This window comes from Hyphomicrobium sp. (assembly GCF_003987855.1).
GTDB lineage: Bacteria > Pseudomonadota > Alphaproteobacteria > Rhizobiales > Hyphomicrobiaceae > Hyphomicrobium_B.
This window is the reverse complement of the sequence record NZ_RXIZ01000001.1, coordinates 66,775-90,882: the sequence shown is the minus strand read 5'-3', so window position 1 is coordinate 90,882 and position 24,108 is coordinate 66,775. Positions and strand designations below refer to the sequence as shown.

Sequence of the window (24,108 nt, the reverse complement as noted above, 5' to 3'; positions counted from 1 at the left end):
ATGAAGCCTCCAGAGCGTCGGCGACTGAAGGCAGGGAAGAGGTGGCGGGGCGGCTGAGGCGTGCGCGCCGGAACTTCAGCAGGAACTGCGCGGCATTGACGAGATAGGAGGCGTATGCGGCCAGAGCGAGGATCATTTGCTCACGCGGCGTGAGCGCGCCTGAAAAGACAGCCACGACATACGCCGTATGCAGCGCGATCACGAGCATGCTCACGACGTCTTCCCAGAAGAACGCGGGGGCGAACAGATAACGCCCGTAGACGTCGTGTTCCCACAGCGATCCGGTGATCATGATGAGATAGAGAAGGGTGGTCTTCAAAAGGATGGAAGCATTCGCTTCCGCATACCCCGTGCCCAATACGAGATAGCGGACCACGAGGCAGACGCTCACCGCGAAAACGAAAAACTGCAGCGGCGCGAGGATGCCCTGGACGAGCGTCCAATTCGATGCATCACGCCGGCGACGCTGCTCGACAGTATAGAGAAGGTCGTGCTCGGGACGTTGCGCTACTGACACCGGCTGCTCCTCCCGCCGCGACGCCGCTCGAAGGCGACGACGTTGAGAGGGTATGCGCGAGACTGAAGAGTGTCAACTTAGTTTGACGTAAAATCTACTTTACAAATTATCGTTCCGGGTTTTCATTGTCCACGTTGACTTGCGACAATGCCGTCAAGTGTGATTAACTGTCGCGGCGAGTGCGAGCGGCGGCGGACATTAGCCTAGCGGAATTCAGGCGAAGAGAAACACAAAAATCGGATCCGCGCGAGCGAGATGCGATGTCGGGAGGGGAAGCCAATGTCGACCATTCGGCCCCTGACGGAACTCAAGCGTTATCGCCAAGATTGTGGATTTGCATCCGGATCGGGCTTTGATTTCCGGTCGGAACGGCAAGCAGGTTCTATCCTGACGCCGATGCAGATGCGGGCACTCCGTGTGACCGTCGACGAGTCCATTGTCCCGGCCCTTGTTCGCGCAAACACATCGCGCGCCGGACGCCTCAACCCATCCAGGTCTGAGGCGGGCATCGAAAATATCGAAGAATTCGTCCCGCTTTTACTGCGCAACGATACTGCGGCCGCGCGCAGGTATGTCCTGCGTTTGCTTCAGAAGGACATGTCTTTCGAAGCTCTGGTTCTTGATCTTTTCACTGAGAGCGCGCGCCATCTCGGTGAGCTGTGGAAGCAGGATGTTTGTACATTCGTGGACGTTACGATCGCGCTTGCTGCGTTGCAGTGGTTGCTCCGCGACATCTCAGCCGATTTTGATGAACGGCTTCGGTTCAGGACAAGCCAGAGGCGCGCTTTCCTGTCGGTGATGCCGGGCGATCAGCATACGTTCGGACTGCAAGTCCTCCAGGAGTTTTTCCGCCGTGCGGGCTGGATTGTGTGCGGCGGGACAAGTGGGACGTACGATGAGCTTTTCGAAGCGGCTTGTCGTGATCCGTTCGATCTTATTGGCATTTCGGTAGGCAAGGACGTCGCGCCGGAGGCGCTGAGTTCGATGCTGCATGCCATCAAAAGACGTATCCGTCGCCCGTCAACGCAGGTCCTGGTCGGAGGGCGGTACTTTCTCGAGAATCCGCACCTGGTCTTGTCAGTTGGTGCGGACGGTACGGCAACAGACGCACTGAAAGCTGTTTCTTCTTTCCAAAATGCTTGACATAGTGTGAGTGCAGGACTCAGAACACCAAGAGGTTCTGCGAAAGTTTCATAAGGACTCCGGCCGTGTTCGCTCGAGAAACAGGAATCGTGTTTCGGGCTCCGAAAAAAACCCTCGGTGACTTGAATGCGGAGAGCGCGGCGAAGCTGATTGCTGCCGCCGCCGATATCGCTTTGATCATCGACGGCCGGGGCATTATTCGCGACATCGCCTTTGGAAGCCAGGATCTCTCCGGAGAGGGCTTTCAGAAGTGGGTCGGTGAACCCTGGGTGGACACGGTAACCATCGAGAGTCGCGACAAAATCGAAGAGTTATTGGAGACTGCGCAGGGCGGGAAGACGCCAGTCGAGTGGCGGCAGGTTAATCATCCATCCCGGCGCGGCGATATTCCCATCCGCTATTCGGTGGTTCAAATTGGACCCAATGGGCGCGTCGTCGCCGTAGGGCGCGATTTGCGGACCATCGCTGCGCTGCAGCAGCGCCTCGTTGATGCGCAACAGACAATGGAAAAGGAGTATTCGCGTCTCCGGCATGCCGAGACGCGTTACCGTCTTCTTTTCCAGCTGGCATCGGAGCCCGTCATCATCGTGGACGCCGCCAATCTTCGTTTGGTGGACGCCAACCCGGCTGCAAGTCAGCTCCTGAACAGGACCAGCCGAAGGATTCCGGGAAAAAGCTTCCTGGACATTTTCGATGGCGAGAGCGCGAAGGCCATCCAAAATCAACTCGCGTCGATCCGGGCAACGGGACGAGCGGATGAGGTCAAGGCAAGACTCTCGGAGGGTAAGCGGGAGTGCCTCGTATCCGCGTCGCTGTTTAGGCAGGAGACGTCATCTCATATCCTCGTTCGACTGGCGCCGTGCGGTAGCGTCGATGTGGTGCCGAAGTCGAATTCGAAAGTATTCAACGTCGTCGAAAGTCTTCCGGACGGTTTTGTGGTCACGGATCTCGACCGCCGCATTCTTCTCGCCAATCCTGCGTTCCTCGATCTGGTCCAGCTCGCGAACGAGGAGCAGGTGCGAGGCGAACTCATCGATCGTTGGCTTGGCCGTGCAGGGGTGGATATCAATGCCCTCATTGCAAATATCCGCGATCACGGTTCGGTCCGTCATTTCGCGACGGTGGTCAGGGGTGAATACGGCGCCTACGAGAATGTCGAAATTTCCGCCGTATCCGTGCCGACCGGTGAAAATCCGTGTTTTGGGTTCACGATCCGGATCGTGGGTAGGGCGGAGGCTTCGCGGCCGCAGTCGAAGAGCGACTTCCCGCGTTCCGTCGAGCAGTTGACGCAGTTGGTTGGCCAGGTTCCGCTTAAGGAGCTTGTGCGGGAAACGACGGACGTTATCGAGAAGCTTTGCATAGAAGCGGCTTTAAAATTGACGGGCGATAATCGCGCGTCAGCGGCTGAGATGCTCGGCCTGAGCCGGCAGAGCCTCTATTCGAAGCTGCGCCGCTTCGGCATCAGCGACGTCGACGACGACGGCGACTGATTTCAATTTCATCTCGAGCCTGATCGACTGAATCGAGAAAAGCAGAATTCCTGCTTGTTCGCGTCGAAGTGTCAATGTAAATTGACGCAATGAAACGATCCATCGAAGCGACGCACATCGGCGTAACCGCCTCGGCTCTCCTCGAGCTCATGAAACCCGTCACTTGGTTTCCGCCAATGTGGGCGTTCATGTGCGGCGTCGTTTCTGCCGGGACGTCCGTCGAGGGACGCTGGTCCTTCGTAGCGCTCGGCGCCATTCTAACTGGTCCGCTGGTGTGCGCGACGAGCCAGATCGTCAATGATTGGTTCGATCGCGGAGTCGACGCCATCAACGAGCCGTATCGGCCAATTCCGTCAGGGCGTGTGCCCGGCGATTGGGGCCTCTACTTCGCGGTGCTCTGGAGCGCGGTCTCGCTTGCTGTCGCGTCCACCCTCGGCAACATCGTTTTTGTCGCCACCATTATCGGACTGGTTTTAGCATGGGCCTATAGCGCACCTCCCGTGCGGTTGAAGACCAACGGCTGGTGGGGAAACTCGGCAGTTGCTCTTTGTTATGAAGGCTTGCCCTGGATCACCGGTGCAAGCGTCATGGCCGGCGCGCTTCCGAATTGGCCCGGACTTGTCGTTCCCCTGCTTTACAGTTTCGGCGCGCACGGGATCATGACACTCAACGACTTCAAGTCGATCGAAGGTGACAAACGCTTCGGGATCGCATCGTTGCCGGTCCAGCATGGCGCCGAGCGCGCGGGACTTATTGCCTGCGTGATGATGGCTATCCCGCAGATCGTGGTCATCGGACTGCTGTTTGATTGGAATCGTCCAATCCATGCGGCGCTGATTGCGGTCTCGCTCGCAGTGCAGCTCTATCTCATGACGCGGCTGGTGAAATCACCTCGAGAGCTTGCGCCATGGTACAACGCGACGGGCGTGAGCCTCTACGTGAGTGGAATGCTCATCGCGGCGTTCGCGCTCCGCTCGATCAACGGAGCGATGCTATGAGCGCTCCCTACCTAAGCTGGTTCCAGATTGTACGCCTGGGCTTGGTCCAATCCGCGATCGGCTCGATCGTCGTGCTTTCGACATCGACCATGAACCGCGTGATGGTCGTTGAACTCGCGCTTCCTGCGGTGGTGCCCGGCGCGCTGGTCGGCTTGCATTACGCGGTGCAGTTGCTGCGTCCATATTGGGGGCATAGCTCGGACGTAAGCCGGCGGCGAACGCCCTGGATCATCGGTGGGATGACGATGCTCGCGCTCGGTGCTTTGCTAGCTTCGCTCTCCATTCTGTTGCTTTCATCGAGTACGACTGCCGGCCTTCTATTGGCGGTCGTCGCTTTCACGATGATCGGGCTTGGCGTCGGTGCCGCCGGCACTTCTCTGCTGGCGCTGCTTGCCGCGAAGGCGGGCGAAGATAAGCGCTCGGGCGCTGCAACTCTCGTCTGGCTGATGATGATTGCCGGGATCGCAATCACGGCCATCAGCGTGGGTAAAGTGCTCGACCCTTATTCTGCGCAGCGACTCGTCGTCGTGACGCTGATCGTCGGAGCCATCGCGGTCGGGCTTGCGAGCGTCGCGCTCTGGGGTCTTGAGACACAAAACTCGGACAACGCGCCAGTTCGCGATTTGGCGCGGCAAACTCCGGTCGGGTTCAAGGCCGCTGTGCTGGATGTCTGGTCCGACGGGCCGGCACGCCGACTGACAATCTTCGTGTTCGTTTCAATGCTGGCTTACAACGCCCAAGATCTCATCCTAGAGCCATTTTCGGGTTCCGTCTTCGGCTATACGCCGGGGCAATCAACGGAGCTGTCCGGCATTCAACACGGCGGCGTGTTCGCCGGAATGCTGCTCATCGGTTTTCTCGGCATGAAGGTTCGCTCGATCCCGCTTGCCACATGGGCCGTGTTGGGGTGCATTGCTTCGAGCGTGGCGCTCCTGGGATTATCAGTTGCGGCTTTCAGGGGTGAAAGCTGGCCGATGTCCCTCAACGTCTGGGCGCTGGGTTTTTCGAACGGTGCGTTCGCTGTCGCCACCATCGGCACGATGATGGCGCTTGCCAAGGCGGGGCGGCATAAATCCGAAGGCGTTCGGATGGGCGTATGGGGCGCCGCACAGGGTCTCGCTTTCGGCATCGGCGGCTTTCTCGGCACGGTTATCGTCGACGTGGCGCGCTTGATGAGCGGATCGGTAGAGTTTTCCTACGCCAGCGCGTTTTGCCTCGAGGCTCTGCTGTTCCTAGGCGCTTCTCTTTTGGTCGTTGGGATGCCGCGAGGCGATGATCGCGCCGCAAGTCATTGGCGCGCGCCCGCAACTCTCGCAAATGGTGAACCAGTCAAAGGGTAACGGTCATGCAGGAGAACACCACGTTCGATGTCGTAGTCGTTGGTGGTGGACCTGCGGGCGCTACCGCAGCACACGATCTGGCGAGAAAAGGCTGGTCCGTTGCTCTTCTTGATCGCGCCGGCCGCATCAAACCTTGCGGGGGCGCTGTGCCACCCAAGCTCGTCGAAGAGTTCGCGATCCCCGATCATCTTCTGGTCGCGCGCGTTCGGGGTGCGTGCATCTTTTCTCCGTCCGCGCGGCGCGTCGACATGCCGATCCAGAGCAATGGATATGTCGGCATGGTTGATCGCGATGTTTTCGATGAGTGGCTGCGCGAGCGCGCCAGATCCTCGGGAGCTTTGCGGATCGAGGGGACGTTCGTTTCGCTGGCGCGGGATGCGGATGACGTTGCGCTGGTGAGCTATCGCAGCAAGGGTTCAGAAGGGGCGGCAGAGGTCAGGACGTTGCGCGCGAAGTCGGTCATTGGTGCGGACGGTGCTGTCTCCGCGGTGGCTCGGCAGGCCATTCCGAACGCTGGGCGTGTTCCCCACGTCTTTGCCTACCACGAGGTCATCCGAATTCCAGCCGACCAACCTGACCGGAGTGTGGAACCAGCGGCGATGTATGACCGGTTTCGCTGCGATATTTTCTATAAAGGTTCGCTATCGCCGGATTTCTATGCCTGGGTTTTCCCGCACGGCGAGACCGCGAGCATCGGGACAGGAAGCGCGCACAAGGGCTTTTCGCTGAAGGGTGCGGTTCGGAATTTGCGCATCAACTCGGGCCTAGATACGGCAGAGACCATCCGGAAGGAAGGCGCGCCAATTCCGCTCCGCCCATTGAAGAAATGGGACAACGGACGAGATGTCGTCCTCGCTGGAGACGCGGCCGGCGTTGTTGCGCCCGCCTCGGGCGAAGGCATCTACTATGCAATGACAGGCGGTCGGCTTGCTGCCGATGCGGTCGATCAGTTCCTTGTCACTGGTGACGCACGTGCGTTGGCGACGGCGCGCAAGCGCTTCATGCGCGAACACGGACGCGTCTTTTGGGTCCTCGGGATCATGCAGTGGTTTTGGTACCGCAACGATCGGCGACGCGAACGGTTTGTAAGCATGTGCAGTGATCGTGACGTGCAGCGTCTGACCTGGGAATCTTACATGCGAAAGAAACTCGTTCGGCAGGCGCCACTCGCGCATGTACGGATTTTCTTCAAGGATATGGCGCACTTGCTGGGACTTGTTGCGCCGTGAGTAGATCGAGTTTGTGGCTTCCGGTGATCATCGCCGGCGCGGCGGCGATTGTCGTGGCTGCGCTCGGCGCTTCGATGACCGAGATCGGTGCGTGGTACGAGGCGCTAAAGAAGCCCGACTGGCAGCCGCCAGATTGGGCCTTCGGACCAGCGTGGACGTTGATTTTCGCTCTGGCGGCAATCTCCGGGATTACCGCTTGGCGAAACGCGCCGGATGACGCCAGCCGCGAGTGGATTATCGGGATGTTCGCGGTCAACGGCATCCTCAACGTGGTCTGGAGCGCGCTCTTTTTCAAATTTCAGCGCCCCGACCTAGCGCTCATCGAGGCGATCTTCCTCTGGCTCTCCGTGTTGGTGCCGGCGATCGTCTTCTGGCGGTATTCTAGAACGGCGAGCCTGCTGCTCGTCCCGTATTTGTTATGGGTCGCGTTCGCGATGGCGCTGAACTTCGAAGTGGTCAGGCTCAACGGATACCACGCTCTATGGATATGATCCGTCATCTCACAGAGCCGCAGGCGTTGTCGACGCTCGCCGACATCGTGCTGGTCGTGATGCTCGTCGAGCCGTTGGCGCTCGCGGCCTATCGCCGGTTCACGGGGAAGGGGCCGACCGCGCGCGAGGCCGTCGTTATCATTCTTCCGGGACTCTTTTTGATCTTGGTGTTGAAAGCGGCTCTGGAGGGGGGCTCGGTGTTCTTGGTCGCGGCTTTGCTGCTCGCGGCTTTCGTCGCGCATGTCACAGATATGTTGAGCCGTTTTCGAAAGATAAATTAGTGAATACTGTTCAATTGCGTGTGTCTCGGGAGGCACGCTCGCCCGTGCACTTACACAAATCATAATCCGGTCTGTGTGGACCGTATCGACCCTCCCACCTCGCCCTGTTAAAGCATTAGCGGGGAATCACTTTTCAGTTGATCGCGTATCCGAAGCCGGTGCCATCTGCGCGGGAATGCTCGTTTATGCGCCATCGTTTTTCAGATTTTGGCAAAGTTGGACTGCTTGCCGCCGGGATGGCGACGAGTTGGTCGGCGATTGCCGCTGCCCAGGGACTTCCGTGCGGCATGGCTTCTGCGGCCGGTGGCTCCGGACCTCCATCGATTTCGGAAACTGAGACCTCGACGACCGAGGTGCTCGAGCAGATCCGCCGGCGCGTGCAGGTGGCACAGCAGGCGCCGATTCCGGTCTCCAATACGGTTGCGATGGCGGAGCCGGGATCCTCGTCTGGTACATCTGTCGAGCAGCAGGCTACGACGTCCGCCGCTCAGGCCCAAGCCGGACAGGTGAGCAATTCTGCGACGCTGAAATCCAAGCGTGCGGTTGCGAGCAGCGATTATGCTGCCAACCCGCGTTACGCGAGCCTGAAGGATTATGGTACCGCGACCGACGCGGTCTATGAAGGCCAGACCATTCGCAGCACGGCAACCTGGGCCCAGGGCTTCGGCGGCTACGAACGCCACAGCAATCTCGCACCCGGCAACGATGAGAACCCCACACGCAACCAGGTCTCTGGCGGCGGCATGGCCGGCATGGACTGGACCGTCATCAAGCGTGGTGAGACCCTGCAAGCCTTCCAGTTCGGCGTCTTTTCGGGCTTCAGCGAAACGAACGACAATTTCTCCAACACGAGCTTCCGCGGCACGGTCGATACGACCAACGACGTTACATTCTCGCGCACCAACAACAGCCAGGACGTCAATGGCCCGTTTGTCGGCGCCTATCTGGCGTATGCGACCGGCGCGTGGACCTTCGATCTCGCCTTCAAGGCGGATTTCTTCGATCTGTCGCAGCGCAGTTCGCTGTCGGCGAATACGACGTGCGGTGCCGACGTCTTTCTCAACGGTTCGCAGCACGGAAGCGCCTCGGTCAACGATTACATCATCGCGGGCGAGGCGTCGCATCGCACACCACTTAGCGCGACGAGCTGGATCGAACCGGCTTTCGGCATCCGCTTCACGGCTACGAATTTTAGCAATGATACCAATTCGGCGAACTTCGGTACCGTGCAGGGCACGACGTTGAACATCAACGGCGGCTCGCTTGGGCTGGACGATGGTACGTCGCTGCGTCTGCAGGGCGGCGTTCGCTATGGGGAGATTTGGCAGACGCCCCAGGGATATCACGTGACCACGACGGTCGGTGCGTTCCTCTACAGCGATGTGCTGATCACCGGCTTCAACACGCAGACGGGCATCGTCGCGCCGGGCGGATCGCTCAATACGGTTGGTCCCGTGGACGAGGGCAAGATCCGCGGACTAGGGCAGCTCACGACGCAGCTCGATGCGGGTGGCGGGTGGTCTTACCTGCTTATGACGGAAGTCTATGGCGGCGAAGACGTGGTTGGCGTGGATGGGCAACTCGGCGTTCGCTATCACTGGTAGACGCGCTATTCGCCGCCCTCGCCAACGACTGAGAACGGTGCCCAGAAAGCCGGATATGCGTTCCACATATCGGCGATCGTCTCGGGTTTGCGATCAATCTCGGCGAGCATGGCTTCGCGAAGTGCTTCGGCGCGCCCAAGCGTTTTGTCTTTGCTCTTGAAGGCGAACGTGCTCGTCGTCAGCCGGGTCGCTGCTTCCGATTCAACACGCCAGTGCGAGACGAGAAGCGTGCGGGCTCCGGCGTGGAAAAAGGCCTTCGCCAATCCGGAAAGTGCCTCGGCGCCGGGCTTCGCGTCCGCCGCCGCTGTGTTGCACGCGGCCAGAACGACCCAATCGGCATTGAGCTTCAGATCTTCCGAAATCTCGGATGCGGTTAGGAAGCCGTCGTCGAAGGCATTCGGGTGTTCGGGTCTGGACAGTACGAGTGCCGGTTCGTCCAGGCTGCCCTTCAGGTCGTCCGCGACCAGGCCGTGGGTCGCGAAATAGACGACATTATATATGGAGAGGTTGGCTTCCTTTACCCGCGTTTCCGTTGCGGCGGGGCCCATTTCCAAATCGTCATTGGAAGCGCCCAGATCCTTGGCGATGCTACGAAGCTCCTGCTCGGTCGTCGGTAGTTCATCGAGCCGATCAAAGATCTGATCCTCGGCCAAGAGCTCTCGCGGGCTACGGCTCAGGCCGCGGGTTTCCATTTGCGATACCTGGATGGAAGCCGACGGAATTCCGTTTGAGGCCACGCGCTTTTTCAGGCTCGGATTGCCGAAGCCGATCATCGGTTTTGTGGTGGCGGCAGCGGAAGCCAGTCGGCGCAGCGAGCGCAAGCTGTTGACGGATGGCAGGACCGACAGTGCGTGCTTTCGAATGAGCCAGTCGGCTTCGCGATAGACGCCGAGGTCTTCGAGTTTTGGATGGGGGTTCACCGGGGCCTTAGTGACGAGCACCTGGAAGGGAAGGCTCGTCAACGCGCCTGAGGGTACGATGATCAAATGCTTTTTGCCGTCGAACACGGTTTCCAGCGGCTGCAGCAACTTGGCGTAGAGCTCATAAGACAGGCCGAGATCGAAGAGGGACGCGCCGTTCGAGAGTCCCGCTTTCAAATCCTCCGTATCAAGGGTCGGGCGAAGCGACCGGACTGAGGACGTCAGCCAGTCGCGCGAGACGTCAACCTTTTGCCATGCGGCGGTATCCTTCGAAATCGCCCAGACGTATGTGAAGTCCGGACCAGAGGCGATGCTTATCAGCGCTTCGTCCGGTTTGAGAACTTCACGAAGAGCGTTGATGTTCACTGCTTCGGCTTTCACGAGCTCGAAGTACTTGGGAAAGCTCTTCTTCAACTCTGCATCGATCGCGGTGCGCCGCGCCTGCAGCTTTTCCATATCGCGCCGGATATCGGGATTCCGCTTTTCCGGGGGCTGGCTCAGGTCATCACTGAATTGACGCTCCAAGGCCGTGAGCATCGCGTCCTGCTGGTCACGCTCTCGCACGAGATCTTGTAATGCCGGATCGCTCGTTGCAAACCGTGCTGCCATCTTCGCGACGGCGGTTGCCGCTTCGCTTTGCTCGGCATTCTGGCCGAGCATGAAGCTCTCTTCCACAATGGCTGGCTGCAGGAGAGGTGTGACGCGCGCCAGCATATCGAGATGGTGGTAGAGATACTCCTGATCTTTGGCCGTGATGTTGCGCGCCTGTAACCGCATTTTTGTTGCGGTCCGCGTCATCTCAAGCGCTTGCACCAAGTGCCCCTGGCCATCGAGGGCGCGGGCAAGGAGATCGAACGTATCGGCAATCCCCGTCGAGCCGGGCGCAAGCGCGATCTGGCGGATGGCAAGGGCCTCGCGGAACTCAGACTCGGCTGCCGAATAATGCTTCAGCTCGAGATCCGTCATGCCGAGGCCGACGAGGGTGCCGGCAATGTCGGGATGGTTTGCCGGCTGCGATTTGCGCCGGATTTCGAGCGCTTCATCAAACCGCTTTTCGGCTTCGCGATATTTGCCTTGATTGAAAAGGTTGGTGGCGAGCTTGCTGATCACGCCCGCGATCTCGGGATGGTTTGCCGTCTGCGATTGGCGGCGAATTTCAAGGGCCTTTTCGAGCATGTGCTGGGCAGCCACGAACTTGTCGCCGCGCGGATCCAATTCGAGGGCGCCGGCTAGATTTTGAAGGCTCGATGCAATCCTCGGATCGGTGGGTGGCAGACTTCTGGTCCGAATTTCCAGAGACCGGTTGAGAAGGGTGATCGCTTCATCGAGTCGGCCCTGAGATTTATACAGTTGCGCCAGATTATTCAGGGTGTCGGCAATTTCCGGAGCGTTTGGCGGCAGCACTTTTTCCCGGATATCGAGCGCGCGCAGATAGAGCTGCTCCGCATCGTCGGGATGGCCGGTTTCCGCCCGGTTGTAACCAAGATTGTTGAGGCTCGTCGCGTAGTCAGCTTGGCGCGGTGGTTTTATCTTGGAATAGATTTCGACGGCCTTTTCATAGAAGGGCGTTGCGCCCTGGCGGTCTCCCAGCACGCTCTTTAAAAATGCGATCCAGGAAATGGCGACGGCGTGGTCGGCGGTATTGCCGCCTTCGGCGCCGCGGGTTTTTCTTTCCAATTCCTGAGCAGCGGCCAGCGCCTCGTCATACTTCGCCGCCGCCGCCAGTCCGGAAATAATCGACGACGCATCGTCCGCCGCGAAGGACGGCGCGACGAGAGCAAGCGCGATGATCAGTGAAAGTATTAATCTTCTCATTATTCCATCGGCCGAATTTGAGCATGTGCCCCGGGATTTAAGGCCTGGTGTTCCGTTCGACTGTCACTTTGGATACAGCCTTACTTCCTTATTTTGCTAGGATGAAGATCCAACCTACATTGCGCCTACGGAGCGTTCCCATGACTGACAGTCTGCTTGATCGTTCAAGTCTCATTAAAGCCGCCGCCTTCGCATGCGTCACCATCTTGTTGACCACTGCCGGCGCCGTTGGTGAGCAAGCGTCCGCGCCAAGCGCAGCGAGCCTGATCGATGCGCTGAAAGCGAAGGGGCCGTCTCGAGGGCTGACATCGTCGCAAGACAGCGAGCTCATCAAGGCGCTCAAGGTAAAGACGTCGCGGGGGATTGCCATTACGTCGGAGGAGCGTGAGCGCCTCGCCGAGGCGACTAAGGCGATGCCGGCCTACGACATGGATATTCCCTTCGATCTCAACTCAGCCGAGATCACCGACCGCGCGCGGCCCAACATTCAGGCGCTGGGCAAGGCGCTGCAAGACAATCAGCTGAAAGGGGCGAGCTTCCTGCTCGCCGGACACACCGATGTATCCGGGACGCTCCCATACAATCAGACGCTTTCGGAGCGGCGGGCTGCAGCGGTGCGCGAAGTGCTCATCAAGGAGTTCCACCTCACGAACGAGCAACTCATCGCCGTCGGCTATGGTCCGCAACATCTGAAAAACCCGCAGCAACCCGACTCTCCTGAAAACCGTCGCGTTCGGATTGTCAATCTCGGGGAATAGCCGTCAGTCGGCGCGCAGTCGCTTCAGGCCGACCTCGCTCGATTGCAGTTTCGGATCGAGCGAGAGCGCCTTTCTGAAATCTTCGATCGCCGCGTCGCGGTTCGTGAGCTTTTCCTCAATGTGGCCGTGCGTATCCCAGACGTAGGCCTTGTCGGGGCTGAGCGCGACTGCCTTATCGGCATCGACCAGCGCCTCCTTTGTTTTACCCACCGTGTAGTACGCCCACGCGCGGTTGTTGAAAGCTTCCCCATTGTTTGCGTCTTCGGCAATGGCGCGATTGTAATCCGCTATCGAATTGTCGATCTGGCCCTTGATAAAGTAAGCCGTGCCGCGTTCGTTGTAAGCGTCGGATGACTTGGCGAGGTCCAGCGACTTTGTGAAGGCCGCTATCGCTTCATCGATTTTTCCCTGTTTGCGGAGCGCATAAGCGAGCCTCTCGTGCGCCAACGCGAGATCGGACCCTTGAACATCCGCAGCATCCACCAGACGCGTGCAGGCCGCGATAGCGGCGGAGGTATCCTCTCCGCGGCAGCTGGTCCACTGCATGGACCGAAGACGGGAGAGCTGCTCGGCATCCTGGCTTCCGAGATCCGTCTTCGGCGGGGTGATCGCTGCGATTTGTTTCTCGGGCGGCTGGGAGGTTGAAACGTCAGGTGCGGCGGCGGATTTGTCCGGCTCTGCTATTGTAGCGCGCGGTGAGGCAGATTCGGGCGGATTGTTCGGAGAAGTGGCCGCAGGCGAAGCTGGTGGACGATCAGATGCCGACGCTTCCTTTGTGACTGCCGGTGGCGTCACCACCGTCGCTGCTTTCTCGCTAGAGGAATCCGCCGCATTGGGAGCACTCTTGATCGTTGTATCGGGAAGTGGGCTACGGACGCCCGCAAGGTAAGCGAACGCTACGCCAGCAATCAAAGCGACGGCGAAGCTCAAGATCAGCCCTGCACGAACGAGCGGCATACTGCGCGCTGGCGGAGGTGGCGGCGCAGCCGACGTCAGCCCAACGTTGTAGACGTGCACGGGATTGGGAATGTTCTTGACCGTGTGAAGACCCATATCCGAGTAGCTCGCGGAGAGCTTGTTGGACACAGCGTCGTGCATGCTTTTCGAGATGCAAATGCCGCCCGGTTGCGCCAGAGTTTGGAGGCGCGCGGCGATGTTCACCCCATCGCCCAGCAGATCGCCGTCGCGTTCGACGACGTCGCCCACCGTCATTCCCATCCGGAAGCACATCTGCCGGCTTGGAGGATACGCGAGGTTGCGTGTGCGCAGACTTTCCTGCACGTCGATTGCGCATCTTAATGCGTCAACTGCGCTGGGAAATTCCGCCAAGATGGCGTCGCCGGCCGTGTTGAATACGCGACCCCGGGAATGCGCGACAAGGTCTTCAAAGACGCCTCGGTAGACCGCCAAGCGTCTCAAAGTTTCCTCTTCGTCTTCGGCGATAAGCCGGCTGTATCCCGCAAGATCGGCGGCAAGGATGACAGTGAGCTTGCGATTCAAGGGAGCCTCCGCGCAGGTGGGTCGGCATCATCAGCCGATCGTCGGATTCTTGTTAGCATCCTTTTCTGACGCCTGCCTCAGCGTCTTGAGGCATCGTTGATATCGCATTTCGGGACGTGGCTAATGTCAGCCGAAGTGTTTCCCCGGTGACCGAAATTACGACCGCTGCGGGCCATGGTCCTGAGTTCATTCAGAGGAGGAGATCATGAGCGAACGTCTGCAATCCTTTCGGACCGCCGCCTGCGCCGGATTGGCATTTGGGGTTTTCTATGGCCTGATCATGGCGGTGATCGAGGGGCGGTTTCCGTCGATCAGTCAGGGGGGAAGCGCAGCCCTCATTCGAGAATATGCCGGCAATGCGCTTTTCTTCGCGGTGCTGATCTGGCTTTTTCTGCGGTCACCCATCATTCCCAAGGCCGCGGACCTGCCCCTCGAGCCGGGTGAGACGCTGGTCCATACGGGGTTAGCAAATCATTTTTTGAACTTCGAGGGGCGAGGCGGACGGCTGGCGCTGACTAGCACGCATCTTCGCTTCTTGCCCCATGCGGTTAATCTTCAGAGGCGGAGCGTGGATATTCCGCTTGCGGAGATTGCGAATGTGCGACCCGTGCGGATTTTCAAGATCATTCCTAATGGAATTGCCGTCACACGGTCTTCAGGAAAGGTCGAACGGTTTGCGGTCAATGGGCGCATGGAATGGCTGGATGCGCTGAATCGGATCGTCAAGCGGCCGTGAATGATCGCCTGACATTGCTTCGAGCCCGCTTATTTGCGGCGAGACGTCTTGAGTTCGATCCACGCCGGTGCGTGATCGCTTGATCCAGGCAAGCCCCGGATCCGGCGGTCGACGCCAGCTTTCGTTAGGCTTCCAGTCAAGTTCGGGCTTAGCAGGAGATGGTCGATGCGCAGACCCGCGTCACGCGCGAATGAATTGCGCCAATATTTCCAGAACGTATAGATGCGCTCATCGGGGTGAAGGGTGCGAATGGCGTCGGTCCAGCCCTGCTCGATGAGTCGGTGGTAGGCATCGCGGACTTCGGGGCGAAATAAGGCGTCATCTCTCCATCGCTCTGGTGCGTAGACATCGAGGTCTGTGGGCATGACATTGTAATCGCCAGCCAGCACCACCGGAGCACCGCTCTTCAGCAGGGTCTTAGCGTAACGCGAGAGCCGCTTGAACCACGCGAGCTTGTAGTCGAATTTCGGTCCTGGCGCCGGGTTGCCGTTGGGCAGATATAGGCATCCGACAATCTTGCCGGAAACCTCGGCTTCCAGATAGCGGCTATGGGTGTCTTCCGGGTCGCCGGGAAGGCCGCGCCGTCGCTCTTCCGGCTGGGCACCGCGGGCGAGGATGGCGACGCCGTTCCACGATTTCTGTCCATGCCAAATGGCGCCGTATCCGGCCTTTTCGATCTCGCGCAATGGAAACTTCTCGTCGGGAGCCTTCAACTCTTGCAGGCACGCAACGTCGGGCTTCGACGTTTTCAGCCACTCGAGGAGCACATCGAGACGGCCATTGATGCCATTGACGTTGAAAGTCGCGATTTTCAAGCGAAGATCCAGAACAAACCGATAACAGGCGAGAGAGAAGACGTTCGGTAACCAGATTTAGCTCCGACGTCGAACAATACGCCTATTTACGCGTTACGGTTCGTGCCCATACCATATCTGGTGTTGGTGCAAGTCAGCGTAACGAGTAGATCATGCCCAAGCGAGCCAGGACGTACTGGAAAGGCTTTCTCCGCCTCTCCCTCGTTTCGATTGCCGTCGAAGTCTATAACGCGGTCGAGAGCAAGTCGGAGATTTCCTTTCGCCAGATTCACAAGCCCTCCGGCCGGCGCGTGAACTATCAGAAGATCGTGCAGGGTATTGGCGAGATCGACAGCTCCGACATCGTCAAGGGCTATGAGGTCGAACCGGATACTTATGTGACCCTTGAGCCCGACGAGATCGACGCGGTGAAACTCGAAAGCCGCAAGACGATCGATCTCGTGCAATTCGTCGATGCCAAGGATATCGATTATCGGTTTTTTGAGCGTCCCTATTTCCTGGTGCCCGCCGACGAATTGGCCGGGGAAGGCTACGTCGTCATTCGCGAAGCATTGCGAAAGACCGGCAAGGTTGGGCTCGCCCAGGTGACGATCGCGGGCCGCGAATGGCTCGTTGCGATCGCGCCTCTACAAGACGGGCTCGTCATGGAGATGCTTCGCTATTCTGAGGAGTTGCGCAATCCGCAAGACTTCTTCGACGAGATACCAAGCCTCAAGCCCGAGAAAGAGATGGTCGATCTTGCCGTGCAGTTGATCGGCAAGAAGTCGGGAGCGTTCAAACCAGAATCGTTCGAAGATCATTACGCGACTGCTCTTCGCAATCTGGTGCAAGAGAAGCTGAAGGGGCGCAAGATCATTGCTCCTTCCGAGGACACGCGGCCGAAGGGAAGCAACGTCGTCGATCTCATGGAAGCGCTCCGACGCAGCGTGAGCGGCGGGGCAAAGCCGCCGGCCAAGACCAAGTCCTCCAAGCCGTCAGGAAAGCCGACGAAAAAGCGATCCGCCTAGCTCTTCCGCTTGCGTCGTTTGGGTTTGGTGGGCGGGGAACGGTCGTTCGCCGGAATGCTCCTCACGCTTTCGCGCAACGCCTCTGCGACGGTTATGGGCTGGTGACGCTTGCGCAAAAGAGCGCTTAAAGCTTCGTTGGCGAGTTCATCAATGCGTGCGCCGGACTCGCGCGAATAGGTTTCCAGCGCATAGGCGACATCGGCATCGATGTTGAAGGTCTTGCGCTTCGTTGTTTTCGGCATTGCAGGTCACGCGGCGCGTTTGGAGCCTGACGCGCGCCGCTTCTTGACGGCGCCCTTCGTTTTCTTAGCGGCTTTTGGCGCGCGTTTTTTCGGTTTCGCGGACGAGCCAACGCTCCGGCGCAACGCATCCATGAGATTGACGATGTTGGACGGTTCCGACTGGCGTTCCACCGGCTCTATGGCCTTACCGCTGGCCTTTTTCTTCACAAGCTTGCGAAGCGCTTCTTCGTATTTGTCCTTGAATTCGCTGGGATCGAAATGTCCGGCCTTGCTGTCCAGGATATGGCCTGCGAGCTCGATCATATCCTTGGGAACGCGGGGACTGGGTATATCTTTGAAGGCCGCCTTGTCGTCGCGCACTTCGTAGTCGTAGCGCAGCGTCGTGCCTAGGATACCCTTTCCCCAGGCTTCCATCGCAAGGATATGTTCGCGGTTGGCGAATACGATCCGGGCCAAAGCAACGCGGCCTTTGTTCTTCATGGCATCGCGGATGACGGCGAACGCCTCTTCGCCGCTCTTGTCGTCAGGCACGATGTAGTAGGGCTTGTCGTAATAGCGTTTGTCGATCTCGCTTTCGGGTACGAACTTGTCGATATCGATCGTGCGTGTGCTTTCAAGTTCGACCGCTTCGAGTTCCTCGGGTTCGATTTCGACATACTTGCCGGAGTCCAGTTCGTATCCCCTGCCTTTGTCGTCGCCCTCGACGACGTCGCCCGTCACCTCGTCGACCATCTGCTGGCGAAGCCTATGACCCGTCTTGCGGTTGATTTGATGAAAGTGCGTTTTTTCTGAAGTCGACGAGGCGGGAAAGAGCGCTACAGGGCATGTGACGAGAGATAGTTTTAGATGCCCCTTCCAATATGCCCGCGCGCTTGCCATCGTGATCTCCATGAACGATCGGTCGTAACGTGCCGTCGAATTGCAAGTTCCGGAACATCTTATACGTTTCCGCGTTCATAGGGACCCCAAGCGCAGGGGACAAATCCTCGGCAGCGCCACCACGGAGGAGGAACATCGCAGCTTTTGGGAACGGTGGCGGCTCGCTCGCCGTTGTTAGCCCACAAAGGTGTGGAATTCTTCGCAATGCTCAGCCGTCGCCATGTCGTCGCTAGTCTCGGGAGCGTGCCTGCCGCCACAATTCTCGGCAAGTATGCTCGAAGCGAGCTGCGGGATATCGAGATGGGGCCGGGGTCGCCTTTCTCTTTCGATCATCTCAGAGCGCAAGCTCGCGCCATGGCCGAGCAAAGCTATGCCGAGGCGAAAGCTGCCGACCCATTCGTCATCGATCAGATCACTTACGACGCCTACCAGCAGATCAAGTATCGTCCCGATCGCACTATCGCGCTCGTTGGCGGCCACGATCAGGTGCAACTCTTTCATTTGGGACGGTATGCGCCGCATCCCGTCAAGATGGCCCTCGTGAAGAACGGCGAGGCCAGGGAGATCATCTACGATCAATCGCTGTTCGATATCCCTTCCTCCAATCCCGCAGCTCAACTTAGCCATGGTTCCGGCTTCGCCGGCTTTCGCCTGATGGAAGACGGGTTGAAATCGGATTGGTTCTCCGCCATCGGGGCATCCTACTTCCGAAGCGGCAGTCCATTCGATCAGTATGGGCTATCGGCCCGTGGCATTGCCGTGAATACCGCTTCACCGATGGCGGAAGAGTTTCCACGCTTCGAGCGTTTTTGGTTGGAGGATAGCGACGGGCAGACTAGTCCGCTCCGGGTCTACGCGCTGCTCAATGGCCCAAGCATCGTCGGTGCGTACCGGATGGAAATCCGGCGTGTTGAGAACGCGAAGAAACTCCTCGAGACAGAGATGTTGATCGAAGCTGACCTTCATCTCAGGGCTTCGGTCGATCGGGTCGGGATTGCTCCGTTCTCGAGCATGTTCTGGTATGGGGAAGCTCCGGTTCAGCAGCCAAAGGATTGGCGCCCCGAGATTCACGACAGCGATGGTCTGGCATTGTTGACAGGAAGCGGCGAGCGCATCTGGCGACCTTTGCGAAATCCTCCGCACGTTTCCACCAACGCGTTCGTCGACACAAACCCGAGGGGCTTCGGGCTTCTGCAGCGCGACCGAGATTTTGAGCATTATCTCGACGACGGCGTTTTCTACGATAAGCGTCCCTCGGTATGGGTCGAGCCAGTGGGGGAGTGGGGGGCGGGTGCTGTGCACCTCGTCGAGATGCCGACGGGCGAAGAAACGTGGGACAACGTCGTAGCCTATTGGTGTCCCGCAGACTTCAATCGAGCCGGCCAGAACAAGACATTTGCCTACAAGCTGAGCTGGTGCGATCAGCCTCCATTTCCTGACACGCTTGCGCGCACGATCGGCACTTGGATCGGTATCGGTGGTCCTCCCGGCTTATCCTTCAAGGAGCGCAGCCCGAACAAAGTCAAGATCGTGATCGACTTCGAGGGAGCGTGCTTCGAGGGCCTCGACGGATCGTCTGGGGTGGAACTCGTCCTCAATGTATCGCGCGGACGGATATCGAATCCATCGAGCTATCCAGTTGTCGGCGAACGGAATCGTTGGCGGGCGCTCTTCGATCTCGACGCGTCGGGGATCGACGCGGTGGATTTGCGCGCGTACCTCAGACGAGGCGATAGAGCGCTCAGCGAGACGTGGATCTACCAACTCAACCCGCTAACGAGTTGAGCCTTAGCGTCGCGCGTGCCGACGGGAACTTCCAACGCTGTTCGAGACTTTAACGCGCCGAACTGCACGGCGTCGACTTGTGCCGTTTGAGTGCGCGTCATCCAGTCGAGAAGCACCATGCGGAAGATCATAGATATCCACGCAGCGTATGCGCTAGCCCTCAGTTTGATGATGATGCTTTTCATCGTTGCGCCGACGCAAGCGAGCGAAAAGGTGAGTCCCGATTTGCTGCGCGGCCGATATTTCGTGGTCGTTTGGTCTTACCAAGGTCCGGACGACGATCTAGTGCACGCTCATACGTTCACGAGCTTCTATAGCGGCGACGATCTCGCGCGGGGTGTAGTGAAGCCTTCGACGATAAGCTGGCTGCCAGCGACCGGTTCGGTTCAAGTTCTTGGAAGCGAGCGTGGGCGCAACTTTTCGCTGGACGAGACACTCCGCATGGCCTGCGAGGCGCGGCGCAAAGTCCAATCGTGGGGACCGTTCGAGGTCACCACCGAGCTTTATCAGAGAGCCCAGCAGCGCATTGCGCTGCTGATGTCTGGGACAGTCCGGTATTCGATGCTGAACCAGGACGGCATCAATTGCATAAAGGCGGCGGGGGATATCACCCCGGAGCCCTTCGACACTGGCATCCTGTGGGGTGAAGCCGCGAGCGCTGCGGTGGTTCGCCACCTATCTCCCTATTTCGTTGCGGGTCCGGTGAAGGCTTCCTTGCCCGGCACGCTGGTTCGAAGTTGTTCAGCTACGTACGCTGGCGGAGTGAGCGGACTTAGTATGGTCGGCGCAAATACGCATGACTAATGCAATCCGATTGCGCAATCGGCGATGCAGCCGATCTTGTCCAAATGCCGGCGGATGACGCCGGAATGCCTGGCCAATAGAGCTTGGTGCGGATGCTAATTCCTCTCGCGGGTAACTCGGGAGAAACGATCCAATATTCAGGATGCATCGCACGCGATTATGCATTCCCTCCCCGCGCTCATAGGCGAAAACAAATTACGGTCCGGCAGTAGCCTGCCGGACCGTTAGACGGGGGGCGTCATCAGCCATACAAAACGCGGTACCAGTTACGCGGCTGAACTGACCATAAAACACTGGCCCAATGCTGCGGTTCCCGCGTTCGCATTGCCTCCTGTGGATAACTTCGCGCTTATTGGCTTTAGGGAAATCCGGGGCTCGAATTACGCGCGGGAAAAATTCGCTGTCGCTGAGTTGCAACGGCTTGGGATATTTGTTGCCTAATTTACGTTATGGGAATTAGTCCCATATCCGCCCAGGCTTGCATATCGCTAGCAATATCCCGTGCACGAATTAAGTGCCGCCAAAGAACCGCGAAGAAGAGTGACAGGATCCGGACACAAGGTCAGACCAGGGGGACGGCAGTGACCAACGGTTTCATAGAATAAAGCCGACATTCGTCGCCGCATTCCTTCTCAGCTCCTATAACGGCGGCTGAAAGCTACCGAAAAATAAAAGTCGAAAACATCTGGTCAGGGCATCTGAACCGGAGGGAGGGGTTATGTCTGTAAAGGTTCATCATACGTCACGCCCGGCGTCTGTCTATTTGCTGGGCTCTCTCGCCGCAGTGTTAAGCCTCGGTGTTTCGCATCAAGCAATGGCGGCGTGCGGCTCGGGTACCGCGCCGGCGATTGTCGAATGCACCGGCGAAGATAATGTTTACTCCTCGCCAGCAATCTCCTTTTCCGGAACGGCCGCTAAAACGGGCATCCTTCTGTCGCCGGTCGGCGAAGCTGGAAGTCTCAATAACAGCGCGGATATTACAATTACGCATACCACTGCTCCGACGACCGGCAACAACATCATCGGTATCGATACCGAGGCGGAGGGTGAGTACGCCGTCAACAACTCGGGCAATATCAACATCACGAGCGGAGCAAGAGGACAGGCATACGGCATTACGGGCAACGGTGACGTGGAATCTCTCACAGTAACCAACTCGGGATCCATCAAAGTCAATCGAACGCTGTCGGACTCGGATGTCAGACAGATAACCTCCGCGGCCATCAATATAACGAACAATCCCAACAACGGCACGACTGGCAACAACGCCACCACGAACAGTCTCTCGATTGCGGCGGGTGTGTTCTCGGAGGAAGAGCTTGATAAGCTGAGCGTTACCAACACCGCCAGCGGAGTCATTCAGGCGCAGGGCAAGTTCGCCACTGGCGTGTACAGTCGAGCAGCCGAATTCACCCTTACCAACAATGGTACGATCGAGCATCTGGCAGGAGCCGGTAACGGCATCGCAGTTGCGGCTGTGGCGGACTCGGGTAACCTCACGCAGGCGACAGTCGTCAACAACGGCACCATCACTGGCGACGTCCTGATGGTTGATGGGCACGCGCTGCGCTGGTGGTTGCTCTCAAAGGGCGACGGACGCGGGAACCAGTCAACAGGTCCCGTGATCGGCGGCACGGCCATCGACAACCGCCTCAACATCAACAGTCAGTTCGGGCAGCTCGACTCCAACATCGAAAACGCAGGCACCATCACCGGCAATTTCTATTATTCGAACGGCACACACGTGCTGACCAACCAGTCCGGAGCGACGATTACGGGCAATATCGAGGTTGACCAGCGGCCGATGTACATCCCTGGGCGCACGTGCACCGTTGGTGCTAGCGAATGCTTCAGCTCGAACACGACTACAGGTGATGTGGCCGTTGGCAATCCCGCCTCGGAGGAGGCGAGCCAGAACGGCTCAACGCTGATCACGACGGGCGCGAACGTTGGGTCGCCGACGACCTACACGTATAGCCTTTGGGGCACGAAGGATTTTACCTTTGAAAACGCTGGTTCAATGTCGGGCAGTCTGACCGTCCTGACCGCGCCGGCCACAACCATCAATGGTTTCTCCGTACCCGACAGCAAAGTGACGATCTTGCCGCATATTTTCGGCGCGGGCTCGCACGATGCCGACAATCCAAACAACAACAGCGGCTTCATCGGCGGCACGCTGAGAGTTGCTGACGGTATCCACAATGGTTCCGGCGGAACAAGCTCTCTCGGCCGGACGACGACGATTGCTCCGGTCATCGATTCCACCGTGGCATCCGGCGAATGGTACAAGGTCGCCAACTCGTTAGATGATGCGGGTAACGTCGGTGATCTGCCCACGGTAGCGGGCACCGCCCTCGTCAGCTGGGAGGTACAGAAGAACACCTCCGGCGCACTTGTGATCGGATCGAACGTCAGGGATGCATTCGACGTCGATGGCATCTCAAGGCCCGGTGCTTCCACCATCAATGCACTTCTTGGAGCGGCGGGAGCTGACGCCGGACTCGACGCTCTGGGTGGTGCCGTGCAAAATCTGCAGGATGACGCCGACGTCGCGAAAGCGGCCAATCAGCTTGCGCCGGAAACGAATTACGCAACGCAGCAGGCTGCTATTACGCTCAACAACGCGATTGGCCAGCATATCGATACGCGGCTCAATGCAGTCGGTGCTACGGGGGCTTATTCCGGGTCAGGAACGCCGGCGCCGTATGGACTTGGCATGGGGCAAAAAGCCGATCCAAACCGCTCCAATCTCGGTGGCAGCCTGAAGGATAGCGACCAGGATTTCGTCATGCCACGCAGCGCGGCCGTGTGGGCGCAAGGATTTGGCGCCGGCATGGATCAGGGAAATATCGACGGAGTCGACGGCTACAACGCGCGCCTCTATGGCTTCATCGCTGGCTACGATAATTGGATCTCGCCAAACGTCCGGCTTGGCGTCGCTGGAGGCTATGCCAACACCAACATCGACGGCAAGGGCGACACCTCGCAGAACGCGACGGCGATCGACAGCTATCTCATCGAGGCTTATGGCGCATTCAAAGGTACGGGCTGGTATGCCACGGGCCGCACGGGCTTCACTTGGCATGATTACGATACGACTCGGACGCTGACCGTTCCCTTCAGCGATCAGGCGAAGGGAAGTCACGACGGCGATCAATTCAACGCGGCTTTCGAAATCGGCGCGCCGGTGCACTATTCGGGATTGATCGTCACGCCGGTCGCTTCGCTCACCTATTCTCGCCTGCACCAGGCCGCTTATTCGGAATCGAGCGACAACGGCATGGCCCTCGATGTCGCGAGCCAGACCAACAATTCGCTCGTCTCAGGATTGGGTCTCAAGGGCTTGGTACCGATTGCCGCTGATACGGTCATCGAGGGCCGGGCGCTGTGGTTGCATGAATTTTTGGACGATGCGCAAGACGTGTCAGCAAGCTTTGCTGCTGGCGGCGGCACCTTCACTGCGGCCGGTCCCGGTGTTGGAAGAGATACGGCCAACCTCGGCATCGGCATTCTAGCGGATATCGGATATAATTCGACGTTTCAGTTGAATTACGACGCCAACCTGCGCGAGGACTTCGTTGCGCATGTCGGCTCCGCGCGGATCGACATAAACTTCTGAAGCATCGGTCATGACTAAGCGCCCGCTTTAATTGGCGGGCGCTTCTGCTTTGCGGTCATCTCTTCCATCGGGCGCGGTCGGCGGCTTTGATGCGATCGGTGCCTCGGACCTTGCCCTATACATGCGCAAGTGGAA

The 24,108-nt window shown here is 58.7% G+C and carries 20 protein-coding genes; 14 read left to right on the top strand and 6 right to left on the bottom strand.

Translation table 11 applies throughout. The annotated features are described in order from the left end of the window. On the bottom strand, positions 1-517 hold a 517-nt coding region (gene bchF / locus EKK30_RS00390), incomplete at its 3' end, for a 2-vinyl bacteriochlorophyllide hydratase (protein ID WP_290978562.1). A 279-nt stretch (positions 518-796) separates the two neighbouring features. Between bchF and EKK30_RS00385 the strand changes: the two genes are divergently transcribed. The 8 genes from EKK30_RS00385 (at position 797) to EKK30_RS00350 (ending at position 9,093) form a co-directional block, all read left to right on the top strand. Continuing rightward, positions 797-1,660, top strand: a complete 864-nt coding sequence (locus EKK30_RS00385) for a B12-binding domain-containing protein (protein WP_290978560.1) — start codon at positions 797-799, stop codon at positions 1,658-1,660. Between the two features lie 89 nt (positions 1,661-1,749). Next, positions 1,750-3,150, top strand: coding sequence for a transcriptional regulator PpsR (gene ppsR / locus EKK30_RS00380; RefSeq protein ID WP_290978558.1), 1,401 nt, complete (start codon positions 1,750-1,752; stop codon positions 3,148-3,150). 89 nt (positions 3,151-3,239) lie between these two features. Beyond that, positions 3,240-4,148 (top strand): chlorophyll synthase ChlG, encoded by a 909-nt coding sequence (gene chlG / locus EKK30_RS00375; RefSeq protein WP_290978555.1) that lies wholly within the window; start codon positions 3,240-3,242, stop codon positions 4,146-4,148. Continuing rightward, positions 4,145-5,488: a BCD family MFS transporter gene (locus tag EKK30_RS00370; protein ID WP_290978553.1), complete on the top strand. Its 1,344-nt coding sequence runs from the start codon at positions 4,145-4,147 to the stop codon at positions 5,486-5,488. Before chlG ends, EKK30_RS00370 begins: the two co-directional genes overlap by 4 nt. Positions 5,489-5,493: 5 nt before the next feature. Next, positions 5,494-6,717, top strand: a complete 1,224-nt coding sequence (locus EKK30_RS00365; RefSeq protein WP_290978551.1) for a geranylgeranyl diphosphate reductase — start codon at positions 5,494-5,496, stop codon at positions 6,715-6,717. Beyond that, positions 6,714-7,208 carry a TspO/MBR family protein gene (locus EKK30_RS00360; protein WP_290978549.1) on the top strand — a complete coding sequence of 165 codons (495 nt, stop codon included), beginning with the start codon at positions 6,714-6,716 and terminating at the stop codon, positions 7,206-7,208. Before EKK30_RS00365 ends, EKK30_RS00360 begins: the two co-directional genes overlap by 4 nt. Then, a complete protein-coding gene (locus tag EKK30_RS00355) occupies positions 7,199-7,489 on the top strand; it encodes a hypothetical protein (protein ID WP_290978547.1) in 291 nt (96 codons plus the stop codon). Before EKK30_RS00360 ends, EKK30_RS00355 begins: the two co-directional genes overlap by 10 nt. Before the next feature lie 185 nt (positions 7,490-7,674). Then, complete coding sequence (locus tag EKK30_RS00350; RefSeq protein ID WP_290978545.1) at positions 7,675-9,093, top strand: hypothetical protein; 1,419 nt, start codon at positions 7,675-7,677, stop codon at positions 9,091-9,093. Between the two features lie 5 nt (positions 9,094-9,098). Here the strand turns inward: EKK30_RS00350 and EKK30_RS00345 are convergent, their stop codons facing one another. After that, the gene (locus EKK30_RS00345) at positions 9,099-11,828 is read right to left on the bottom strand and encodes a CHAT domain-containing tetratricopeptide repeat protein (protein ID WP_290978543.1); all 2,730 of its coding nucleotides are present in this window, start codon (positions 11,826-11,828) and stop codon (positions 9,099-9,101) included. Between the two features lie 140 nt (positions 11,829-11,968). Here EKK30_RS00345 and EKK30_RS00340 point away from each other — a divergent pair, with 140 nt between their 5' ends. Further along, complete coding sequence (locus EKK30_RS00340; protein ID WP_290978541.1) at positions 11,969-12,586, top strand: OmpA family protein; 618 nt, start codon at positions 11,969-11,971, stop codon at positions 12,584-12,586. 3 nt (positions 12,587-12,589) lie between these two features. On the opposite strand, the gene EKK30_RS00335 is transcribed toward EKK30_RS00340, so the two are convergent. Then, positions 12,590-14,086, bottom strand: coding sequence for a tetratricopeptide repeat protein (locus EKK30_RS00335; protein ID WP_290978539.1), 1,497 nt, complete (start codon positions 14,084-14,086; stop codon positions 12,590-12,592). 280 nt (positions 14,087-14,366) lie between these two features. Here EKK30_RS00335 and EKK30_RS00330 point away from each other — a divergent pair, with 280 nt between their 5' ends. Next, entirely contained in the window at positions 14,367-14,822 is a 456-nt protein-coding gene (locus tag EKK30_RS00330; protein ID WP_290978537.1) for a hypothetical protein, read from the top strand. Between the two features lie 29 nt (positions 14,823-14,851). Here EKK30_RS00330 and xth read toward each other — a convergent pair whose 3' ends face one another. Further along, positions 14,852-15,637 (bottom strand): exodeoxyribonuclease III, encoded by a 786-nt coding sequence (xth, locus tag EKK30_RS00325; protein ID WP_290978535.1) that lies wholly within the window; start codon positions 15,635-15,637, stop codon positions 14,852-14,854. Positions 15,638-15,789: 152 nt separating this feature from the next. Here xth and EKK30_RS00320 point away from each other — a divergent pair, with 152 nt between their 5' ends. Beyond that, complete coding sequence (locus EKK30_RS00320; protein WP_290978533.1) at positions 15,790-16,644, top strand: Ku protein; 855 nt, start codon at positions 15,790-15,792, stop codon at positions 16,642-16,644. On the opposite strand, the gene EKK30_RS00315 is transcribed toward EKK30_RS00320, so the two are convergent. Together EKK30_RS00315 and EKK30_RS00310 are read right to left on the bottom strand one after the other, a co-directional pair. After that, positions 16,641-16,886, bottom strand: a complete 246-nt coding sequence (locus EKK30_RS00315; protein WP_290978531.1) for a hypothetical protein — start codon at positions 16,884-16,886, stop codon at positions 16,641-16,643. The genes EKK30_RS00320 and EKK30_RS00315 overlap by 4 nt on opposite strands. Positions 16,887-16,892: 6 nt before the next feature. Further along, complete coding sequence (locus tag EKK30_RS00310; protein ID WP_290978529.1) at positions 16,893-17,765, bottom strand: Ku protein; 873 nt, start codon at positions 17,763-17,765, stop codon at positions 16,893-16,895. A 204-nt stretch (positions 17,766-17,969) separates the two neighbouring features. Between EKK30_RS00310 and EKK30_RS00305 the strand changes: the two genes are divergently transcribed. The 3 genes from EKK30_RS00305 (at position 17,970) to EKK30_RS00295 (ending at position 23,973) form a co-directional block, all read left to right on the top strand. Further along, the gene (locus EKK30_RS00305) at positions 17,970-19,550 is read left to right on the top strand and encodes a glucan biosynthesis protein (protein WP_290978527.1); all 1,581 of its coding nucleotides are present in this window, start codon (positions 17,970-17,972) and stop codon (positions 19,548-19,550) included. A gap of 117 nt (positions 19,551-19,667) precedes the next feature. Beyond that, positions 19,668-20,354 (top strand): hypothetical protein, encoded by a 687-nt coding sequence (locus tag EKK30_RS00300; RefSeq protein ID WP_290978525.1) that lies wholly within the window; start codon positions 19,668-19,670, stop codon positions 20,352-20,354. A gap of 718 nt (positions 20,355-21,072) precedes the next feature. After that, positions 21,073-23,973, top strand: coding sequence for an autotransporter outer membrane beta-barrel domain-containing protein (locus EKK30_RS00295; protein ID WP_290978523.1), 2,901 nt, complete (start codon positions 21,073-21,075; stop codon positions 23,971-23,973). Positions 23,974-24,108: the final 135 nt, after the last annotated feature.

What these genes read in the sequence shown, in the direction of transcription:
- EKK30_RS00385 (WP_290978560.1), top strand. Translation starts at nt 797, where the DNA reads ATGTCGACCATTCGGCCCCTGACGGAACTCAAGCGTTATCGCCAAGAT.
- chlG (WP_290978555.1), top strand. Translation starts at nt 3,240, where the DNA reads ATGAAACGATCCATCGAAGCGACGCACATCGGCGTAACCGCCTCGGCT.
- EKK30_RS00370 (WP_290978553.1), top strand. Translation starts at nt 4,145, where the DNA reads ATGAGCGCTCCCTACCTAAGCTGGTTCCAGATTGTACGCCTGGGCTTG.
- EKK30_RS00365 (WP_290978551.1), top strand. Translation starts at nt 5,494, where the DNA reads ATGCAGGAGAACACCACGTTCGATGTCGTAGTCGTTGGTGGTGGACCT.
- EKK30_RS00355 (WP_290978547.1), top strand. Translation starts at nt 7,199, where the DNA reads ATGGATATGATCCGTCATCTCACAGAGCCGCAGGCGTTGTCGACGCTC.
- EKK30_RS00350 (WP_290978545.1), top strand. Translation starts at nt 7,675, where the DNA reads ATGCGCCATCGTTTTTCAGATTTTGGCAAAGTTGGACTGCTTGCCGCC.
- EKK30_RS00345 (WP_290978543.1), bottom strand. Translation starts at nt 11,828, where the DNA reads ATGAGAAGATTAATACTTTCACTGATCATCGCGCTTGCTCTCGTCGCG.
- EKK30_RS00340 (WP_290978541.1), top strand. Translation starts at nt 11,969, where the DNA reads ATGACTGACAGTCTGCTTGATCGTTCAAGTCTCATTAAAGCCGCCGCC.
- EKK30_RS00330 (WP_290978537.1), top strand. Translation starts at nt 14,367, where the DNA reads ATGGCGGTGATCGAGGGGCGGTTTCCGTCGATCAGTCAGGGGGGAAGC.
- EKK30_RS00320 (WP_290978533.1), top strand. Translation starts at nt 15,790, where the DNA reads ATGCCCAAGCGAGCCAGGACGTACTGGAAAGGCTTTCTCCGCCTCTCC.
- EKK30_RS00315 (WP_290978531.1), bottom strand. Translation starts at nt 16,886, where the DNA reads ATGCCGAAAACAACGAAGCGCAAGACCTTCAACATCGATGCCGATGTC.
- EKK30_RS00310 (WP_290978529.1), bottom strand. Translation starts at nt 17,765, where the DNA reads ATGGCAAGCGCGCGGGCATATTGGAAGGGGCATCTAAAACTATCTCTC.
- EKK30_RS00305 (WP_290978527.1), top strand. Translation starts at nt 17,970, where the DNA reads ATGCTCAGCCGTCGCCATGTCGTCGCTAGTCTCGGGAGCGTGCCTGCC.
- EKK30_RS00300 (WP_290978525.1), top strand. Translation starts at nt 19,668, where the DNA reads ATGCGGAAGATCATAGATATCCACGCAGCGTATGCGCTAGCCCTCAGT.
- EKK30_RS00295 (WP_290978523.1), top strand. Translation starts at nt 21,073, where the DNA reads ATGTCTGTAAAGGTTCATCATACGTCACGCCCGGCGTCTGTCTATTTG.